Source organism: Pseudomonas sp. KH_024_B2 (genome assembly GCF_057839965.1).
This window is the reverse complement of the sequence record NZ_JBYQPS010000002.1, coordinates 20,929-41,040: the sequence shown is the minus strand read 5'-3', so window position 1 is coordinate 41,040 and position 20,112 is coordinate 20,929. Positions and strand designations below refer to the sequence as shown.

Here is a 20,112-nt window from a genome sequence, read left to right as displayed (position 1 = left end):
CAGATCTGAAGGTTGTCGCCTTGAATGAGTCTCGCCGGCTACGTGTTACCCGCACCACAGTGAACAGGTACCGGCGATTTTTTTAGCGAGTACTGTTACGTCACCGCGGCCCCGGTGCCCAATGACCGTGCAACCTTGCCGGGTGCATTTCACAACTAGGGGGTGGTCGTCACACATGCTGATGCCAGAAAAGCTCATTTTGATCCCATGTATCGGGCACCTCCCCTCATGCAGGCGCTGCGCCTGCTCTGACGCCGATTGCCTACGTGGATCAAGTCGCCAATCGGCTCCTATCTCTGAAGGGACATCTGGGAACTTGGGGTCGTGAATGTCGCTGTACCAGCGGCCATCCCTTTCACTTATGTCGTGGCCTTCGTATTGCCGGTAGATACAGTCGAGCCCAAAGTTCTGGGGGATAAATTCCCGAAGGGCCTCGCCAATGAAATTGTCTCGGCACGCGGCCTCCGCGCCTCCAACCAACTCGACAATCACTGAGGCAACGTAACCAGGTCGTCTGTAATACCGGTGCGTGATGACCCAGGACCCGCCAAAGCGGATATAAAACTCATTGAGCTCGCCTTCCGGGACCCCTCGGGCCAAACCCTTCTCATCAGAGTCGAACCAGAAGGCCCACTTGAAACCATCCCATTCCTGCGAGTGATCGGCGTCGGATGATTCGCCCTCTACACCTGTTTGATCGTTCAGCATCATGGTGTCCAAAACTCAAAGTTGACGCTTATGGTCTCAGGTGCAACAAAGGAGCGAGCTTGGGTTTGCTCCCTAGGACGGGGCCAACTCCACCAAAAGGTCTATAGGAGAAATGTGACTATGGTGAGCATCCATGTGGGGACCTCACTATCGCCCTGCAGATCTGCTTTGAAAAAATGGACGAGTACTAATGTCGGTCGCGAAACACATAGCCCGTGCCTTGCCTGCTCAGCGCGTTGCCTTGCTGATCTACCTGCTCTACATCTCCGGTTATTTCTTCGGGATCACAGCTTTAGTGGGGGCAGTCATCGCCATCATCTACAGAAAATGTCCTGATGAAGTTGTCGCTACACATTTTCGCGCCCAAGTCCGACTTTGCTGTTGGAGCCTGCTCTGGGTTGTGTTGGGTGGCCTTACGGTTAAGGTAGGCGTTGGTTACATCGTCCTCACGACCTGGTTTTTTTGGTCCGTATGGCGAATCGCGCAGGGCCTGTTCGCGCTTTCTAAACACCGGCCCACGACCTGAAAAAGAAAACCCCCCGGCCACTGACGCGACCGGGGGTTTGTTTTTTTATGTGATGTCCGGGGCTAGAGCCGACAAACTACCGACTGACCAGCAAGTCCCAGAATTGCTCCCATGACTTCCTCCGGCGCCGATGCCCATTCAGCCGAGTCCCAATACATGAGCTCGAACCCCACCTGAACGATTCGCACGTACGAGCATGGGCCACGAGCCGGCATTCTTAGCTCTCGACCATTGGCCACCGAAACTAACCGCTCCTCGCCATATGCAGTTCCGAAGGACTCCAGCGCATGCGTGGCTTCAGCCCTTCCCCAACCAAGTTCAGCGGCATACTGCTGCACGACTTCATGAACTGCCACCTCCTTTGGTATGGATGCTCCCGCAAAAGCTGACCACTCAACATGCGCCTCAACTTGGAACACAACAGCACTGCCTTTGGCATGTCTGGCGGTGTGCTCGATGTTGCGCAGCGCCGGCGCTCCAATGGCCAGTTCATGAAGAATATTGACCAGACCGTCGACGTCAAAATCATGCAGGGCATCCAGGTCTACCTCAACGAAAGCAGTCAAGCGATCAAGATGGACAGGCCAAATTTTGCCGTTCGGAAATTGCATGTAATTCATGGTTCTTGCTCCAGATTAGAGCGATGCCACGCCCCAAGCGGGATGTGAACACCGCATGGGTTTAAAATTTGATTTGCGCTTAGAGGACGATGCGACGATCCGAAGGCCGTACGGGATTCGTATGCTGAGATGTCAGCTCAATCCACTGGCACTGGTATGAGCCTCCATACTGCTGGCACACCGGAACGGTGCGAGCAGGGACGGTGGGCGAAGAGTTCACAGTGGGCTGCAGGTCAACGCAACCGGACAGAACGATTGCCGCCATGACCAGAAATTGGGAACTATTCATTGAGGAACTCCGTGGAAATTCACGGGCCCCTCCCCTAGCGGGAAAGAGCCCGCAAGGGTTGATGATTGCTGTAATACAGCTCGTGGCCATGTGGCCTCATGACGGCAGATCAATCTGCCATCATGCTTTAGGAGACGAAAGAATACTCTGGGCGCAGGGTCGGGTCCAGAGCGCTGGCACGAACCCATAGATGAGCTTTAAGCACTGCCCCCGCTGGCCTCATCTCACTCGAAACCGTTAGTGAACCGTTGCTCAGGACCGCTTCAAAACCTGCGTCCATGATTGAGAATTTAGACTGGTCAACGACCGCTCCCACCCTGGACAAAAGCTCCTGCCGCAGCGCGGATATCACGCTGATTGTTCCGATCGTTCCATACAGCCCGTGGCCCATGTAGAGACTGAAATCAAACCGCAATGCGTTATAGCGGTCCGGCCTGTACTGAACTTGCGAGAGGACCGCATCGCACGAAATTAGGCGCTGTGACCCTTTGTTGGTTGTCTTCACGGGCTCCCCACGATGGAGCTTGTGCTTAACGTGGGCATCCTCAAGAAACCGCCTTACCAGGGTCAACAGCTCCGGCGCGGAATCCGTGTAGTCAGGCCAGACCACAGGTGCGGATGTGTGTTGTTCAAGCATGTGTTTCTTCCCATTCCCCTGCGAGCTCAGCGAGTCGCTCAAGTGAAAATTGTTCGCCTGGCTTACCCGTGTCGGATAGCCATGAAATGAATCCAAGGATCGCATCATGGAGCCCCACTTCGGCCTTGGTCTGGGCCACAGCAGCGCCTCCAGAGCTTGGAAGCGCTGGAGCCTCGTTTTCTGCCCCAACCATAAAGGGAGACACGGCCGCGACCACCAACTTGGTCCATAAGGGGACCTTCGATGCCAGCTCGGGTTGCAGAGACAAGACCGAGGAGACGCGCTGCGCCAGGTCCGCTTCCGCTGCTGCTGAGCACACTGGAGTAACCGCCGGCTCCGCCTTGCTCGGTGCAGTCAGGGGCTTTTCAGCGTCCACCGCCAGCTGTTCAAACGCAATCACCGCCAAAGCGGCATACCGGTGACCGAGCTCAGTAGATCTGCAGCGAAATACAGGCTCATTACCGGCAAAGATCGCCGGCGCACCACCGTCAAGCTCGCCGGGCTTCAGATGTAGAGTCGGAACAGCTTTGATCAGGGCCGCTAGGTCCTGACTGAAAGACTCGGTAGTCATAGAGCACCTCCAATATTTGACGTCATGGTGACACCAGTTCTGAAAATGCAAGTCCCGAGATAACAGCCCGTCCTTGGGGGCTTAGGGCAGTGCAGTCGACCACCTCACCGAACGTCGATCGCGTCTCCATTAGGCAGGTGTATGGCTTGGTTCCGGGCTAGATCTGGATTTTTTGGGACACGGTTTGGGGCTTGCATTTCGCACTGACGTGGGAGAATTGCCACATCGAGTTGAGGTTTGGCGAGGTGCCTTCTACGGCAACCCGTACTGAGGAAAACACATGAGCGTTCAGCTGCAGATGTTGTTTGGCGATGGTGTGGGTATTCGTGCCTCTTGGGAGGATGAAGTCGATCGACTTATCCGTGATGGAGCGCTTTTTGTATCCAATCACTCAGGAGGTAAAGATTCACAAATACAGTTAATCCGACTGCTGGAGCGCGTGCCAGCGTCGCAACTACTTGTCGTTCACGCTTCGCTGGGTGCCATGGAGTGGCCTGGAGCCATGGAGTTGGCACGTGATCAAGCGGCCGATGCTGCACTGCCGTTCATTGTGGCCACAGCTTCCAAGACGCTGCTGGAAATGGTCGAGCGCAGGTATGAGAGCCGCCCGGAAGTTCCGAGTTGGCCATCAGCCACAACCCGCCAGTGCACGAGTGACCTGAAGCGCGGCCCGACCCAGCGTGAGGTGCGACGTTACGCAAAGGCCAACGGATTCAAGACCATCGTGAACTGCCTTGGGCTGCGTGCTCAGGAGTCACCGGGGCGTGCCAAGCGTGCTGCGTTCAGCCGTATGGGAATAAGCAACTCAGTGCATACATGGTTCGAATGGCTGCCGATCCATGACATGAGTGCTACCGAAGTATTCGACGCCATCGCGGTTGCCGGGCAGAAACCCCACTACGCCTATGCCTTGGGCAATGATCGCCTTAGCTGCGTCTTCTGTGTGATGGCTTCCAAAGCTGACCTGCGAAATGGTCGGGTTGCGCGCCCTGAGTTGTTTGAACAGTACGTCGAACTTGAGCAACGGACGGGCTACACCATGCATATGAATCGCATTCCATTGGTTGAGCTGGTGGCTTAACCTTAGCCCGCAAATACGGCTAAAGGCCTACATAACAGCGTCCAGACGCTTCACAACGACTGAACAAGCCTCACGGAATATCCGGCATGAAGCACGAATACCCCGAGTATCCATCAGTTTCGGCAACGGTAGATCCATCGCGATTTCTGGATGCCATCGACGCTCTGAAAGGCGTCCGTCAGGTCTTTTGTGATGGGGAGACGATCCTCTTGCCCGAGGCCGAGGTGCAAGCAATTAATATGCTGTGCACCCGCTTCAATGCGTCCACGGTCTACGGTCAGGCCAAGGAGTATGAATTCGCAACAAAGGCTCGCGATCAGTCCGTTCCACGTGAGCTGCTGCGACTTGGCCAGGCCGTGCATGACTCCACCGGGCTATCGGCCGAAGAAATGATCCGTGCTGCTTTGGAGCAACCGAGCGCGACCTTGTTGGCGTGGTCAGCGCTCTATCGCTCCAGCATGTTGCCCAACTAAATACGGAAAAGATGATGAGCAAAACACTCAAAGCGCTAAGTGATTATGAGCACGGATTTGTCACCGCCGCAGCGCTGGCCACCCGGTTGGGTGATCCGAACCTTGCAGCCAAAATGCTTGGGCATGCTGGCTTCCAAGCGCTAGATTGCTCGGAAGTCAACGACGTTGATAAGCAGATGCTTCAGTTGGTGAACCAGCAACCTGGCATGAAGTTGACGGGTCTCGGCAAAAATAACTGAATCCCGGAAAATCCCGCGACACACCTGCCCGCCTTGAGCGGGCATTTTTGTCGCTGTCATTTGCAAAGAGCTGTATTTTTATGGAAGACGACAGCCTCAAAAGATTCTTTCCTCGGAAAGCAATTGTAATGTGCGAGCTAATGATCAACAGGTACGGTCCCAATCTGTGACGGCTTTGTTCGCGAACTAACCGATTGATCTCATGCCCCAGGTGTAAGATTCTGTATGTGAATTCCGCGGCCCCAGCAGGGTTAGCTTAAACAGCACACATTGCGTTTACCCTTCAGTCTTAGTTTGAAGATCAATTGGAGAATTACGATGTCCCTGATAAATGAGTACCGTGCGACCGAAGATGCTATCAAGGAGCTTCAGAGTCGATTGGCGCAGCTCAGCAGCGATGACCGCTTGAAAACCGAATTGGAGTTCGAGGGAAAGTTGCGCAAGCTGATGGGTGAGTATCAAAAAAGTCTGCGCGACATTATCAACCTGCTGGACCCTACCCCGGCAAAAACTGGCGCGAAGCAAGCAGCTCCCAAAGCCCGCCGCGCACGTGTGGTCAAGGTTTATCAGAATCCACATACCGGCGAGTTGATTGAAACAAAGGGCGGTAACCACCGCGGCCTGAAAGCCTGGAAGGAGCAGTACGGTGCAGGCACGGTTGACTCCTGGCTGCGCGGCTAACGCTCGCGGCGAAAATGAAACCATAACCCCTGAAGTCTTCAGGGGTTTTTTTTATGGCAGACGCCTACTGGTTGGAAAGCCATCGAAACTTCAGGGACACTGCTTGCTCACAGAGGGGCCCACTGGCATTATGCTCACTCTTTCTCTGGTGCTTGCTCACCAGATAGGCGAAAGCCAAGCTGCTTGCAGCACCTACCCTGCGCTTCATTCGATCGTTATGGCCCTACCTGGACCTTCAGGATTCAGCCCGGACCACTCTTCTTAAGCTGTTTGAACTTCGCCGCTCCAAAACCGCTTCGCTCATACAGCAGACCGAACAACCCATACTCAATTGCAATGACCTGGTCCGATTTCAGGTGCAGGCTTCAGATATGCCGCATTTACCGGCACCCTATTCGCAATGCCTCAAAATCGAGTCATTGCTCCTGCTCGAGCAGGAACAAATTCTAGACGTCCAGATGGCTGCCGCTGTCAGTAAGCGGGAACTCAACACTTCAGTGTAGTTCCGGGCCAAGGTTTTTTTAAACCTGGTCAGCGAGGTCCGCAGTCGGTGCCTCGGGAAGTTTTCAGTCCCATATAACAACTGCAGCTGCAGATGGTATGAGAGTCAGTTACATCAAGTAGGGTTCTCCCGAACGAAAGGACTAACTCGCCTCCACTCTGCACTGCAGAGTTTCTTCCAGGCAACTGGCATATCAGGCTAAAGCACAGACCCTCGCGAAAGCGTGGTCGAAAAAAAACCCGGCACACTGTGTCGGGTTTTTTTTCGCCTGCAGAATCTTAGCGCTCAGCCGGTACTAGATCCTGTGCGGCTGATGCCACAAGGCTGCAATAGAACAACCATCCGCAAATGCTGACCAGCAGCAGAGCAACTCCAAGTGAGTTCGTTGTCGCGTCCAGCCACTTTGCAGATGCCTGCAGAAGAACGCCACAGATCACCAAAAGCCGCATGGGGCCGAGAATCAATTTGTCGCGCTTCGACAGCCCTTCCTGCAAGAACTTGGCCTTCTCCCAGCTGACACGCCCGGACATCATCGCCGCGACCAGATAGGGCTCGACTCTTCCCCCCATGATGATAAACAGAGGCATGATGCTGAGCTGCTGTTCGACTGCACTTGTGTAGAGGATAACCAGGAGGTTCCTCTTCCCTTCCCCAAGCAACTGGTCAGGAATTTCAAACCGCGGGAGCGTCCCTGACTGCCACGCCGAAATGTCCGAGCTAAGCATTGCCCCCAATGCAATGAGGTTTAGCAGACCACCAATGATCAGTGCGAGGGGAGTGGCCAGCCTAAAAAAATTCCGCCAAGGAGAGCCGGGGCCGATAGCCTTTGTCAGCAACTCCGAGCCATTGATGGACCCTGCTTTCCAACAGCACAGGGCCAATACAATAAATACGAGCGGGCTCCCCAAGCTGAAGACGTGAAAGGCGGCCTTGCCCACCGTAAGCAACAAAACAATTGCAACCATCGCGGCAAGAAAGGTGATCAGGAAATAGAGAGGCAATACCCTGAGAAATATGGGGACCGCACCAGCCAACCAGGTTCGCCATTGGGCAATTGTGATCGCGGGTGTCGGTCTCTGCTCGAACATTGTCAATCTCATATTCCCTCAAGTCGTTGGTGGTGTGGCCACCGCCCTTTTGTCTCTGTGCGTACCAGTCGTACAAGGACCTGCGCACCTCAATCGAGAAACAAGACTACGGCCACAAGCGAAAAGCGCAAGTGCCGCTGCCCATGTGCGCCACGCTTGCATATTGGAAAGGTGTGAGAGCGTGGTTCCACTAACAACTGCTCAAGGGAGCCAAACAATGTCTCAACCACTCGATACAGCACTGCCTTTTACCACCACCCCAACCACTCCCGCGGCACTCCATAAAAAACTGGGTCTGTATTGCGTAGCCTGGGAGCAGATGGTGCTCAATGTCATGGCGTATCTCCTTGGCAGCGAGTACCAGGGGGGTAGCTATGAAATACGTGAGTACCTCAATGGTGCTTTTGCTTTGATCCTGCCAGATCAGGGCGAGAAGAAGATCGTAAGATTCCAGCAAAATGAGGAAAGCATGACCCTCGAAGCCGCCTCATTTGTCGCAAACCTGATGGCGTTCTCAGCTTGCAATTCCACTGCCATTGAAAAGGAAGACGAGGCCGGCAACCTGATGCTGCACGACTACTACTTTGCATTGAAAGATGTTGTAAGCGGCAGGTACGGCTTCATCATCGACGCCAGTGTCGAGGATGGGACACGGCCGCTCAACGAGGATGAACTTGCCAAGGTTCAGACCGAAGCAAAACCCCACCCTGAGCAGAAAGCCATTCTTCGTATGATCGACTGAGCCTTCTAACCTCTCAACCCCTTTGTCGAGCTCAAGGCGTCGAGACAGAGCCATCCCCCTCCAAAGGCGTTGCCCCCTCGATCATACATACGCCCGCTTCGGTCACCGCGGCGGGCTATTCAACTCTGCACCTTTAGCCTAGCAACCCGAGGTCGCACCCAATGACTGTTCCCCCGGCAAGACCACAACTCGATCTGTTCGAGCATGTTGAAAATGCCTTTAAGGCAACCCCTCACCGCCCTCTAAGCAACGATGAGCTTTATCAAATCGTGGGCCGCACGGCCGAGATTCCTGACCATGTGATGAACGCTCGGAGCCCGATCGGCGCCGCCGGCGAATTGCACTCCACAACTCGGCGATCGATCCGCTGGCAACAGCAGTCGCTCAAAGCACTTGGAGTGGTTGAGCGGGTCGATGGTGCCAGAGGGCTATGGCAGCTTACCGAGAAGGCTAAAAAGGGCCTGAACAAGCCTTCGCCCGGTCTCACCCTGCTCGGGTTCAGTACCAACCTCGGCCTGGCCTTGTGGGGAACTTCTCCGAACGCTTTGGCCGGACTCAATGAGCCGATTGAGCTCGTCCTGACTTCCCCCCCATTCCCCCTGAAAATTTCTCGAGCTTATGGCAACCCCACGGCGAGTGAATTTGTCGACTTTATCTGCCAGGTCCTTGAACCACTCGTGCCGAAAATTTCGGAAACTGGAAGCCTCGTATTGAATCTGACCAATGATTCTTTTCTCGACAAATCCCCAGGAAGATCCACGTATTTGGAACGCACAATTATTGCCCTCGAGGACCGATTTGGACTGACATTGATGGACAGAATCCCATGGGTAAATTTAGCGAAGGCCCCAGGTCCCATGCAGTGGTCGAGTCGGACGCGCCAGCAACTGAATGTTTCGTGGGAACCGATCCTGTGGTTCGCCCTCGATCCCATTTTGTGTAAAGCAGATAACCGAAGGGTTCTTAGGCCGCACACCGCACGTCATGCAAAGCTCTTGAGTCAAGGCGGTGAACAACGTAGCACAAGCTATGGAGACAACGCCTATCGGCTCCGCCCCGGAAGCTTTGGCGGAATCACCAACGGCGCCATCCCGAAGAACACGCTCCAGATTGGCCACTCCTGTGCCCGCGGTCGGGAACATCGAAAGGCCCTAAACGCTCTGGGCCTAACCCAGCACGGTGCCGGCTGGCCATTCGCTGTGCCAGATTTTTTTATCAAATTCCTGACAGAGCCTGGGGATTTGGTAGCCGATATTTTCTCTGGCCGCGCCATGACCGGCCGAGCAGCTGAAGAGAATCAACGTCGGTGGATCTGCGTCGAGAGCGCACTGCAATACGTGCGTGGAGCAGCCGAGCTCTTTCGTTCATTCCAAGGTTTCTGGATCAATCCGGCATTAGAGGAAGCATTCAGGTCGTCGGATGCGTAGAAGCACGACCCACGGCCATTATGCTCGGGTCCGGAAACCGTACGAGTAGGCAACCTTGCCTATTTGCTTGCATAGGCAGTATTGCCTATTACAGATTTTGCTATGGACATGGGGTCAATCGCACAGTTATCTCCAACTGCTGGACGCTTGGGCCACACCGGCACGAACGGGCATGCCTCATAATTGGTGACCGGTGCCCCTGATATGGCACAGATAGAGCGAATAGGGCCAGGCCTAATGGGTAGCCTCGACGATGTAGATTCGACGAGGCCGACGTTATGGTTACTAAAAAAAAGATCGCTACCGGGTTGGGCATTGCTGCGCTCTTGGCGCTTGGGTTTGCCGCTTCAATCAGCACCGGGATGATGGCGGGGACAATACCGGCATCACTCTACGGACAGGTCGGCGACGCTCCAGGTTGTCTAACCAACCTAGGGCAAAATGCCGAACAATGGGCGGAATTATCGCGTGCCCAGATCCACTCAGAGCCAATGCTAATGGATGGCACGTCGGGCGGTTACTGCTTCAACCCACCGAGAAAGTCTAGTCATCTATAACTGACCGAGACCAGTCGCGCTGAGCACTCAGCATAAATCCGCTAAAGACTCCCCCGTTGGTGCCGCCATAGCACAAAAGAATCTTCTGAATTTATTTCCGAAGGGTTCACAAACTTGTGTTGGATTGTCCTACAAAACCGCTCTATCTCCTGCAATACAGGCAATACAGACTATGGCGCTGCGAGCATTTTATTGGTAATTTCCTCGCCGCTGACCACCAAGGATTAATAATAATGAAAAAAGTGCTTCTCAAGAACACCATCGGTTTCGCTGTGGCCGTGGCATCCACTCAACTCTTCGCCGCTGGATTCGCTCTTAACGAACAAAGCATCAGCGGGATGGGCACTGGTTTTGCCGGCCGCTCTTCTTCTGCCGATGACGCCAGCACTGTATTTGGTAACCCAGCCGGCATGGCACGCCTTAAGCGGGAACAAGTGACCGTAGGCGCGGCTGCCATTCTCGCAAAGACAGATATCAGCAGAGATGGCAGCAATTCTCCAGGCGGCAGCTTCGATGGCGACATGGTTCCTACCGTTGGCGTACCGATGGGCTATTACGTCAAGCCAATTGATGATCATTGGGCGGTCGGATTTGGCATTTACGCACCGTTCGGCCTGGTCACCGACTATGAAAACGGATTTGCCGGCCGTTACTTCGGTAGCTATAGCAAAGTTTCGGTTGTGACTCTGCAGCCGACCGTCAGCTACGCCTTCAATGACAAGATTTCGATCGGTTTCGGTCCGACCATCAACCGTATTGACGGCACATTGAAGTCTGATGTCCGCGGCAACTTTGCTGGTACGAACGACGGTGAAGTGAAAATCAGCGGGGACGACACTGCCGTTGGCTACAACATAGGCGTCATGGTCCAGGCCACTGACAGCACGCGTCTGGGCCTAACCTACCACTCGATGGTTGATTACAAGCTCGAGGGCAAAACAAAAATCAGTGGTGCTCCGTTCAGCGTTTTCAGTGGCAGCAAGTTTGATGCCTCACTGAAAATCAAGACCCCTGAGTCCGTGGATTTCTCGGTTACCCACGAGCTGAACGACAACGTGACCCTTTACCTAGGCAGCACTTGGACCCGCTGGAGCCGCCTGGAGGACATCACAGTCAACAATAGTGGCGTATCCCCGCTATTGGGCGGCAGCGCTGGCCCAATTGGAACTATCAGCGAGCCACAGAATTGGCACGACACTTGGGCCCACGCCATCGGTGCCAGCTACAAGCTCAACAAGGAATGGACACTCCGTACCGGCTTCTCGGTCGACCAGTCGCCTACCAACAACGAAGACCGTTCGCCACGCATCCCTACCGGCGATCGCACAGTGTTCAGCCTTGGTGCTGGCTGGAGCCCAACCGAAGACATCACTGTCGACATGGCGTACTCCTACTTGATGGAGGAGGACGTTAAAGTCAGCCGTTCGAAGCCGCTTGCCCCAGGTGTCAACACCACCTACAACGCCAAGTATGAAAACAGCGCACATGGCCTCGGCCTCGGCCTGACCTATCGCTTCTAAGCGTTTGTTGGTCAAACGAAAAGCCCCAGCATGAGCCGGGGCTTTTTTTATTCCTTTGGCTTAGGCTTGAAGCGAATTGGCTTCTGAACTGGGGACAAGCGGCAATTGAGTCGATTGTCTGGTCCAACCTGGTTGTGTACTTGGCAATGCTTCCATCTTCTCAGTGGTTAAGTCCCGGCTGAGCGAGAGGAAAAGGGCTGTTGGGGCGCCATTTCTTGGTCCTCGGCAAATAGGTATTCCGAGGGAGCGACGACATTGACTGACCGATCCCTTTGTAAATGCGCCGCCGAGCAAGGCCGCGACCTCCGAGTCTTTAATTTTGCCGAGTAGCGCAATGCGTTCGGCCGTCCAGACCTTATGGTGCCGCTTGATCCCCAACTTCTTTCGAAGTACAGAAAGCGTGGTTGATGAGTAGCCAAACCTGGCCACCAGATCACGATCGGCTACCTTCCCAAGCAAGGACAACATTTCTTCGGGGTACTTAGGCACGTTTACACTCAGGATACCCCGGGCTTTCCGCTCCTTCTTCAGGTAGTGCAGGGTGAAACCAAACTCAGTGGATAGGTCCTGATCAGATCGCACTCCCAATTGACTGACCAATTCCTGCGGCAAGTTAACTATCTCGCGCTTTTTTATGGATGGCGTTAGCGTTGGTAAGGTTGCAGGCTTAACCGTGGAGGCCACGCCCAGTTTTTTCCGAAGAGCACAGACGCTTGCGATGTGATAACCAAACCGCTCACCGACCTCCCGGTCAGTAACCTTCCCGAGCAACTGAAGCATTTCTTCTGGGTATTCGCCACGCTTGAATTGATCGATACCCAAGGCAAGACGCTTCTGCTTCAAGAAGTAAGCCGAAATACCACATTCAGCCGACAGATCGCGGTCCGAACGCTTGCCGAGTTGCTGGATCACAGCTTCGGGGATCTCATCTAGTTTGTGGCTACTTGACTTTGGTTTGGTTAGTTCGCTCATGAAATTGTTACTTACATGTCAATTCTTTTGGATAAAAGCGTCGCCATTGAACACTCGTTTCAAGACGATGGATCATTTTGCCCGAGGCATTACTTGCGGGCAGCAACTGCATGGCAGGTTCAGCCAAAGCGCGAGGTGTTCTGGGGGCATATGGTCGAGGTTGAGCGAGGATGTCATGCCGCTGATTGTGCCAGAGCAGACTTTCATCGGCGACCAACAAATTGGCCAAAAGGCCGGGGCTAAAAACTAAACCCTCGATTGTTCAGGCCGCCCATAATCCTCACAGATCAAAGCGGCATGCGGGCCCAAGGAAAAGTGTAAGACACAACCGTGTCAAAGGCATCCCACCTTTCGTGGAATGGCTTTAAATGCACCAGGCCATTCCCCAAGGATTCCTTTTATTTTTGGATTAGTACGGGTCGCGGAATCAGAGGAGCCTGGTCAGCTTCAATGGTGCGACACAGAGGCTTGTTCACCTCATCGGTTAGAGCAACCAAGCGAGGGGCCTTCTCCCCTTCCATGACACTCCACAGGCAGCCGCGCCGATCCTGCAAGATTGCACCCTTGCCAATGGGTAGGGAAATGCGTTCCAGCCGATCTAGCATCGCCGCCTCTGGTATTGGATCGCGTGCCGGCTCCAGTGGAACTGGTGCCTGGTCCGCAAATGCAAAAAGCGGCAACAGCGTAAGCAGCGCGATTGGTAGATTTTTCAATTTGCTATCTCCATTAGACTATTGAGCACCAAGCCCAGTCGTTTTGCGTTTCGCCTTTCATTTTGAGCTGGACCAGCATCGTCTTGGTCGAGGTTACCCACGCCAATGCTTCTTCGCGAAGGCGCAGTTTTGTCGCGCTAGGCCTCCAGTAAATCTCGTCAATACCCAACACAATCTTGGTGGCCACAGAAGCGACAAAGTCCTCCGGGAAGTGCGTCGGGCTCTGCGATGCTGCCACGAGCATCACGCCAAACTTTCGCGCCTCTTTTGCGATGGTGTTGATTGGATTGTCAGGATCATCGTCGGCGTAGATATGCGCCTCGTCCAAGATGATCACGTCCTGAATATGGTCCTGAGGTCCCCGCTCCACCGCAGCCATGAATAACTCCTCGAGCTTGAAGAGAACGAAAAGCTTTCGTTCCTCCATGGACAGCGCGTGGATGTTGTAACGCCAGATGGGGTTACTCATTTCGAACGGCGGCGGCGACGGTTTGAAAATGCCGATCGCATCGAGATTCTGCAGGCGGTCGACAACAGACTTGAGCACGTCAGTGCTGTCGTACTTCATCAGGGAGTTCAGTTCGCGACCCGTGGTGATGGACTCGACGTAAGTCGCGAAGGCGTCAATCGCCTTCTTCTTCGCCTTGTCCAGCTCGAGCTTTCCAGCCTCATCTTCAAAGTTCGCCTCACCTTTGCGAAGGGCTTGGATCGCCTTCTTGCGGTAGGACTGTGCCGATCGGTTTGCAAGCTCAAGATAGGTGACCGCGTCGGCTCCCGATCCCAGAAACGACTGCTGAAGGATGTTCTGAGCCATTCGCAGGGCATCTTTAATCGAGGGGTTGGTTCTGGCCATGAGCTTCGGAGGCCAACGGGTCACAGCTCCTTCGTACTGATCCTGATTGATGTACCAGGAGTAGAGAGGTCCGCCACTCCAACGTGCACCAAGGGCCTTTGCCTCGTCTTTTTCAGCCTTTGGTACATCGATGAACAACCGCTCCTCATGACCATCGCTCATCAGCACCGCTGTCTCGTCCTGGACGTACCAGGTCGATGGATCATCTTGCTTAAACCCGTACTGGGCGTAGACGTCGGTCAAGATATTTCGCAAGCAGGCCTCCTGTTTGGGGCCCATCGTGCGCATGGTCCGATTCATGGTGGACATGAAGGACTGGATTCGCTTTCTGACGCCGCCAAAATGAGGGTCAGGGTTGACCTTCAGTGGATTGAGCCCCCAACACGTCTGCTCGGAGAATCGGACCTCGGAAGCACCAGGAATCTCCAGATCACCATGCACATCAAAAAGGTGAACGCGCGGGATCTGGTGTCCGGCGGTTCTAAGTGCCTGAGCAATCATTTTTCGAAGCGTGAAGGTTTTACCCGAGCCGGACATACCCACGATCAGCGTATGACCATTCACAAGCTTTGAACTGTCCCAGATAACAGGGACAGTTTTGCCTAACTTCAATTCCTGGGCGTCGAGGCCGAATCGAATCTGCATCTACGAATTGCCTTATCCACTTTTAGCCTAGCGACGCCAGGCCATTGATGGAAGCAACTGTAAACACCCGGCTGATCCGAAGGGGGCAGGTTTGTACCCGTTCAGGGGGCAAACTGGTGGCTTGGGCGGCGGATGAGCCAGCTTCCCTAGCCCCCACCATAACCAAACAAATGAATCTTTCCTCGAGGTTCAAGCAGCCGAGACGAGACGCAGTCCACGCTGCATGTGGGCCAAGCGCACTTGAGATTGCGCCAGGGGCTCACCCGACGTTGATGAAAGCCTGACTGCATCAACAAGCCCTGCGCCGGTTACTCGCCTCATGTCGTCCGATGCCTTCATAAGTGCAACAGCGCACGCACGCATGAGATCGGCGAGGGCCGCCTCGGAAAGCTCGCAATGGGGGCCTAGAAAGGAACCCTCTTCATCGCCTACGTCAACGCAGAGCAAATCGGCTACCCGGGCCAGCCAGGATGAGTGAACCGCCATGGCTGCAAATGGGTGCACGTAAAGCCGGCCGGCGCTGATCCGATGAAGCACTCGGCATTCCGCCTCATCTAGGGCTTCAACGAAAAGCCCTTGAAGTTCATCAGTTGATACTGCCATCACCTCCATAGACAGCGAAGCCGACAATGCAGTCATGTGAGTGGCAAGGTTCAAAAATGGCGTCATCGTTAAAGATCCTGAAATGTTTGAGTCCAAGATACGTCGTAACCCCAAACTGCAACCTTGGGATCGTGACTCGCAGTGAAAAAATGGAGTTCCGAAGTTGGATGGCAGCAGCGACAGTGGAGCCCCGTGCCTGACGGCCGGGCACGAGCAGCACGCGAGCAAATAACTGTCAGCCCAGAATCAAATGCTCACTCAGGGATTTCCTGACTGGCATCAATGAGTGCAGCCGCAAGCAGAGAAACTTGCTCTCTGTTTAGGACAGCCAGATCACCCTCCACTCCCATTTGCAGGTGCACCGCTTTATCGACCACGTTGACCTTAACAACGGTGATGGTGGCCGCCTCATGCTTACCGGTCGCCTCAACCGACACTGGTCCGCTCAACCGTCTACGCGAACGAACAATTGACTCTTCTGCCCCAAGAGCGGTTGGCGTGAGGAGGTATTGCTTGGTCGATTCCGGGAGCGATCCAAAGGCGATCTCATTGACGCCGAAACGCTGCCGCATCTGCCACCCTTGCACATGCGCCCGGTGTTCAATGAACGTTTCATCGGTGGCCATACCTGGCAACCCGACCAGGTCCCTCACCGGCAACCATAGGCCTTTAGTGAGATCAAGCCGATAAACCACTTGGGGTTCTCGGTGCTCTGGCCCCTTAGCCCGCGACCTAACCTTTGGAATTGGCCGCCCCAAACCATCATAACGCTCTGGCCAAATCTGCTCTGGCCTGATCCCTAAGCATCTGGCCACTAGATGTTGCAGGTTATCCAGCCTGGTAGAGCCCAAGGTATCCAATGCTGACCGCCTGATACCAAGGTGCGAGGTAAGGCTGATCAGAACGAAACCCCGGTTACGCAAGGCCGCTTTAATCCACGTCAAACGCGCAGGCTCCTCACTTGGTAAGCCTTCTAGGTCGATTGGACTACCTGAGTGTTTCTCCAAGAGATCTGTGAAGAGCTGGCGCGCAGGGACCGCAACCGGCAGATCAAACAGCTCTGGCAACGTGGACTCAATTTTCGCCTGGAGCTCATCATTCCAGACGACATCGTAGCGCTCTGGGAAAAGGGTTCCTTCGGAAACTCCGAGCGCTTTGGCAATTTCAGTTTGCGCTGCTGGATAGTTACGATTCCCAGCCGAAGCGATGCCTGTCACACCTGAGGACTTGGAAAGTGAGGAGAGGGAAATCCCCATCGCCAACAGCGCTACCTTGATTGCATGCCAACGAATAGCCATTGGAAAATCAGGGTATTTATCTTTAGTTGTCATACCAAACACCTCGCGTATTTGGTATGACCCTCTCATGGACTTCTCAATGTGCAAGACCGGGCTCCACTACGGTGAAATCGCCCTCCATTGCTCTCCATGCTGGTGGCTCGGCATCACATTTTATGATTAATAACAGGCTCCACTGCAAGAAATCTTTTGCCTGTCATATTCCTCTTTGTTTTGTGAAGTCTTGAAAGCACTAGATAATTTGAGTCTATTCCATACACAAACGTGCGTTATCTAGCCCTTATCTACGGCTGCGTGAGCAAGGACCAAATTTACTGGCGCATTCATGCGATCAGAACTATTGGACTGGGCCGTGGCAAAACCATGGCAAAGTGCAATTAAAGAATCAAATTATAGCCACCATTATTATGATGACTAACATGCTTTGATAATGCTCGAATTAAGCAGCCGCCGTGGCCCTTCTGGCTGCCGTGCAGAGCCGCGACTGAAGGGGTAAGCCGAATGCCTATTGATAAGAAAGACTTAAAACCCCATCTCCTCTTACACCAAGGATTTACACTTCATAATGCCAACCAAAGGTATCCTGGCCACTAGATCTAGAAACCCTCTCAGGTCTACCCAGTAATTGCTGTAGACTTACAATTTCGCCATCCGAAAAATAGAACAACTAACCTTTAACTCTCTTCCTGCGCCAGGATACTAGCCCAATCAATGCGCATATAACCGAAAGCGCACTAACCACGCTACCATACACCAACTTACCCTGAGCGAGTGACGTTACAGCGTCGACTGCTGCGATGGCCGACATCACATACATAACAGCTGGCGACGGGATCATTCGGTAATAGTAAGTATATTTCGTATTGTTCGATCTTGCCTCTAAAAGCACCTTCTTCGCTGGACCAATAAGTTCTCGCAGGTTTTCCAAACTGCGTTGGCCATCAGCAACAACATTGTTCGGTAAATGGTAAAGAGCGTCAGATATTGACTCGACGAATGCTGGATCACTGCCGGCGGCACCGCGAATTCTGGCCAACCCTTCGTGCAACAGATGAGCAGCTTCTGCACGCAGAAACATCCGCTCCTCGCCGCTTGTGAAGGCATTATCAAATACAGGGAGGTGGTAGATTTTGGCCGCTCCTTCGCCCCCCCATTTCCGGAGGCACTGGTCGACCTGCAATTCATTCGCCCCTGGCAGGCGAACAAAATAGCCACTCTTTCGAGAGGACGAACTCAACTCTTCAATTAAAGATTGGCTGCTTCGGCTTCCGTCAAGCACCGCACTTAAGCAATTTTCGTCAATCACTACGGCAATAATGCCAACTTCATTGAGTTCATTGAAAAGCGATCGAATTGTCACGGCGTAGCTCCACGAGACTTTCGCAAAAGAATCACAGATCGGCACTTTGTCTGTGACTGGTATTCGCCCCTGCAAACGGTCCAAATTATCTGTGTTGTACCGCAACCTGCTCCTTGTGTATGAGGCCAAAGGACCGGGCTTGCATATTTCGCAAGCGCGAGAGGATGGAGTCTGAATTCTCTCAGGTACTACACGATGTCCGTATCAGATACTCCATGGAAGTACGCGTTTCATTCCGGCATGTCCTCATCAGCTGACCTGAGGGCGGCTACTGATCTTGGCTTGCCCGTTGGCGTGGTCGCCACACTACTCACCACACGCCAGATGTTCCTTACGCTGCCAAAACACCTAAACGCCGGCGGCAAACTGTTCGTCGATTCAGGTGCGTTCAGCGCCTTCCAGAAGCGCACCACCATGGACTGGGAAAAGGTTTTTCAAACTTACGAGACGCTCATCAATCAGACTGCGCAATCCGGGAATCTATCAATCGTTGCGCCCGACGTGGTTGGGGATCAGGTTTCCACCCTTGAGCTATGGGCGGAACATGCACATCGCGTGAGAAACTGGGTTGAAGCGGGAGCGCGGGTTATTGTTCCTCTGCAGGTAGGACGCCTGAGTGCCGGGGATCTTCTTGAGGAGGCGTTTAAGCTCTTTGGCACCCGCAAGGTGTGCGCCGGGGTACCTTCTAACCTTGCAGCAATGACTGCGAACGACGCCGCTACGATCAGGCATGGTGACTTCCACATCTTGGGCCGGGTCGTGCTCACCGTTGACCTAGCAGAAAAGGTGCTCGCGATCCTTATATCAAATCCGGATGCACAACTAACTGCCGACGCCAACTGGCTCCGCGCACGAACCGCGCGCATCTCCAGCCTCGCTCGTGATCTCCCCCGCTCCAGTCTGCCCTTTGACTGCCGCCGATCGAGGGCGATTAAGGAGTTGCTGTTGGCGGATGGGTACCACCTCCAAGCCCGCCAAACCGAACGCGCCCGTCGAGTGCAATCCGCCTGTTGAGGCCCCCACCGGTTGGGCATTGACCCCCTTAATAAAAACCGGCGCTTAGCGCCGGCTTACTGATTCTCGGATCGTCATCGGTCACAAACGCTATTTCACGCAGCTGGTAGGCCGTCGGCTGTAGTCAGCCCAGGCAGCACGCCACCCATCGTGATGGTTCGCATGGACTGTGGCTATCTCAACGCACTGCGTACTGCCCAACTTTGACAGGTACGCCGATGACACCGCCCGAGGAACCACACTGTCCTGGTCACCGACCAGATGGCGCTGAGGAATCGTCCTGAGCTTGTCGACATAGCTCACCGGGTCAAGCGAACCACTTAACTGCGTCAACCCCTGCAGCTGCGTCCAAGCCGTGACGGCTATGTTGCCAGCTAGCGTTTGCACTGAAACTACGTCATCCCTTTTCGCAGCCAGAAGCAGAGCAACTGCGCCGCCACCTGAGTAACCCACCAGCTCCATGCGCGTCACCGTATACCGCAATTTTACGGCGTCAAGTGCGGACGACATGGATGCAATGACCTGGGGGCTGAAACGCTGATCGGTCCACGTCTTGGGATTGCAATGCTCGTTCGAGACAAACTGGCAGGGCCTGGCCAGGTACACAGCTCCGCCGGGATCGTTGGCAGCGAGATTTGCTACAAGGTTTTCATGAGGGGTTGGATCTGTGCTGGGTTGTCTTGCAGTCGCCCAAGCGTACCCATCGCCCTCGACGTACACCCTCAACACCTCGCCTTTCACTGACTTGGGCAGTACCGCCTGGACAGGGTAGATTCCACCGGTATAAATCTCAGTCGTGCGGCCGGCAGCATGTGCATTGCCTTCGAGGCGAGCGGTGTAATTTACACAGCCCGTGCTCAAGGCCGCTCCAACCATTACGAGGCTGATAGGTGCGCACAGTCGGAGCTCAGTGATGGGCATCGAGGTTCTCATTTTTCTGTGATCGAAGTTCCATGATACCCAACGGTTATGGTATGCAAGTAGTCGACGCCG

Annotated in this window: 19 protein-coding genes; 9 read left to right on the top strand and 10 right to left on the bottom strand. The window is 54.1% G+C overall.

Going from position 1 to position 20,112, the window contains the following annotated elements; genetic code table 11:
- Positions 1–45: 45 nt before the first annotated feature.
- Positions 46–708 carry a hypothetical protein gene (locus AC3I0A_RS27420; RefSeq protein ID WP_489378733.1) on the bottom strand — a complete coding sequence of 221 codons (663 nt, stop codon included), beginning with the start codon at positions 706–708 and terminating at the stop codon, positions 46–48.
- Between the two features lie 190 nt (positions 709–898).
- On the opposite strand from AC3I0A_RS27420, the gene AC3I0A_RS27415 reads away from it, so the two are divergent.
- Complete coding sequence (locus AC3I0A_RS27415; RefSeq protein WP_050682368.1) at positions 899–1,234, top strand: DUF4870 family protein; 336 nt, start codon at positions 899–901, stop codon at positions 1,232–1,234.
- A gap of 62 nt (positions 1,235–1,296) precedes the next feature.
- Here the strand turns inward: AC3I0A_RS27415 and AC3I0A_RS27410 are convergent, their stop codons facing one another.
- From AC3I0A_RS27410 to AC3I0A_RS27400, 3 genes are all read right to left on the bottom strand, one after another.
- Positions 1,297–1,854, bottom strand: a complete 558-nt coding sequence (locus AC3I0A_RS27410) for a hypothetical protein (RefSeq protein ID WP_489378732.1) — start codon at positions 1,852–1,854, stop codon at positions 1,297–1,299.
- Between the two features lie 416 nt (positions 1,855–2,270).
- Positions 2,271–2,780: a hypothetical protein gene (locus AC3I0A_RS27405; RefSeq protein WP_273875610.1), complete on the bottom strand. Its 510-nt coding sequence runs from the start codon at positions 2,778–2,780 to the stop codon at positions 2,271–2,273.
- Positions 2,773–3,351, bottom strand: coding sequence for a hypothetical protein (locus AC3I0A_RS27400; protein ID WP_050682371.1), 579 nt, complete (start codon positions 3,349–3,351; stop codon positions 2,773–2,775). Before AC3I0A_RS27400 ends, AC3I0A_RS27405 begins: the two co-directional genes overlap by 8 nt.
- A gap of 280 nt (positions 3,352–3,631) precedes the next feature.
- Between AC3I0A_RS27400 and AC3I0A_RS27395 the strand changes: the two genes are divergently transcribed.
- From AC3I0A_RS27395 to AC3I0A_RS27380, 4 genes are all read left to right on the top strand, one after another.
- The gene (locus tag AC3I0A_RS27395; RefSeq protein ID WP_407004678.1) at positions 3,632–4,432 is read left to right on the top strand and encodes a phosphoadenosine phosphosulfate reductase domain-containing protein; all 801 of its coding nucleotides are present in this window, start codon (positions 3,632–3,634) and stop codon (positions 4,430–4,432) included.
- Between the two features lie 86 nt (positions 4,433–4,518).
- A complete protein-coding gene (locus AC3I0A_RS27390) occupies positions 4,519–4,905 on the top strand; it encodes a hypothetical protein (protein WP_489378731.1) in 387 nt (128 codons plus the stop codon).
- 14 nt (positions 4,906–4,919) lie between these two features.
- The gene (locus AC3I0A_RS27385) at positions 4,920–5,144 is read left to right on the top strand and encodes a hypothetical protein (RefSeq protein ID WP_407004676.1); all 225 of its coding nucleotides are present in this window, start codon (positions 4,920–4,922) and stop codon (positions 5,142–5,144) included.
- Positions 5,145–5,462: 318 nt separating this feature from the next.
- On the top strand, positions 5,463–5,825 hold the full coding sequence (locus tag AC3I0A_RS27380; protein WP_407004675.1) for a histone-like nucleoid-structuring protein, MvaT/MvaU family: 363 nt from the start codon (positions 5,463–5,465) through the stop codon (positions 5,823–5,825).
- A 780-nt stretch (positions 5,826–6,605) separates the two neighbouring features.
- Here the strand turns inward: AC3I0A_RS27380 and AC3I0A_RS27375 are convergent.
- A complete protein-coding gene (locus tag AC3I0A_RS27375) occupies positions 6,606–7,415 on the bottom strand; it encodes a hypothetical protein (RefSeq protein WP_407004674.1) in 810 nt (269 codons plus the stop codon).
- 217 nt (positions 7,416–7,632) lie between these two features.
- Between AC3I0A_RS27375 and AC3I0A_RS27370 the strand changes: the two genes are divergently transcribed.
- The 3 genes from AC3I0A_RS27370 to AC3I0A_RS27360 all read left to right on the top strand — a co-directional run bounded on the left by AC3I0A_RS27370 (position 7,633) and on the right by AC3I0A_RS27360 (position 11,661).
- On the top strand, positions 7,633–8,157 hold the full coding sequence (locus tag AC3I0A_RS27370; protein WP_407004673.1) for a hypothetical protein: 525 nt from the start codon (positions 7,633–7,635) through the stop codon (positions 8,155–8,157).
- Positions 8,158–8,318: 161 nt separating this feature from the next.
- Positions 8,319–9,584, top strand: a complete 1,266-nt coding sequence (locus AC3I0A_RS27365; RefSeq protein WP_407004672.1) for a DNA methyltransferase — start codon at positions 8,319–8,321, stop codon at positions 9,582–9,584.
- A gap of 790 nt (positions 9,585–10,374) precedes the next feature.
- Positions 10,375–11,661, top strand: a complete 1,287-nt coding sequence (locus AC3I0A_RS27360) for an OmpP1/FadL family transporter (protein WP_103403729.1) — start codon at positions 10,375–10,377, stop codon at positions 11,659–11,661.
- A 60-nt stretch (positions 11,662–11,721) separates the two neighbouring features.
- Here the strand turns inward: AC3I0A_RS27360 and AC3I0A_RS27355 are convergent, their stop codons facing one another.
- From AC3I0A_RS27355 to AC3I0A_RS27335, 5 genes are all read right to left on the bottom strand, one after another.
- Positions 11,722–12,633: a DNA-binding protein gene (locus AC3I0A_RS27355; protein WP_103403730.1), complete on the bottom strand. Its 912-nt coding sequence runs from the start codon at positions 12,631–12,633 to the stop codon at positions 11,722–11,724.
- Between the two features lie 726 nt (positions 12,634–13,359).
- Positions 13,360–14,844, bottom strand: coding sequence for an ATP-binding protein (locus AC3I0A_RS27350; RefSeq protein ID WP_103403733.1), 1,485 nt, complete (start codon positions 14,842–14,844; stop codon positions 13,360–13,362).
- A gap of 189 nt (positions 14,845–15,033) precedes the next feature.
- Positions 15,034–15,513, bottom strand: a complete 480-nt coding sequence (locus tag AC3I0A_RS27345) for a hypothetical protein (RefSeq protein ID WP_407004670.1) — start codon at positions 15,511–15,513, stop codon at positions 15,034–15,036.
- 188 nt (positions 15,514–15,701) lie between these two features.
- Positions 15,702–16,778 carry a helix-turn-helix domain-containing protein gene (locus AC3I0A_RS27340; protein ID WP_407004669.1) on the bottom strand — a complete coding sequence of 359 codons (1,077 nt, stop codon included), beginning with the start codon at positions 16,776–16,778 and terminating at the stop codon, positions 15,702–15,704.
- Between the two features lie 634 nt (positions 16,779–17,412).
- The gene (locus AC3I0A_RS27335) at positions 17,413–18,105 is read right to left on the bottom strand and encodes a hypothetical protein (protein WP_489378728.1); all 693 of its coding nucleotides are present in this window, start codon (positions 18,103–18,105) and stop codon (positions 17,413–17,415) included.
- A 195-nt stretch (positions 18,106–18,300) separates the two neighbouring features.
- Here AC3I0A_RS27335 and AC3I0A_RS27330 point away from each other — a divergent pair, with 195 nt between their 5' ends.
- Entirely contained in the window at positions 18,301–19,119 is an 819-nt protein-coding gene (locus tag AC3I0A_RS27330; protein ID WP_407004667.1) for a hypothetical protein, read from the top strand.
- Positions 19,120–20,112 lie beyond the last annotated feature (993 nt).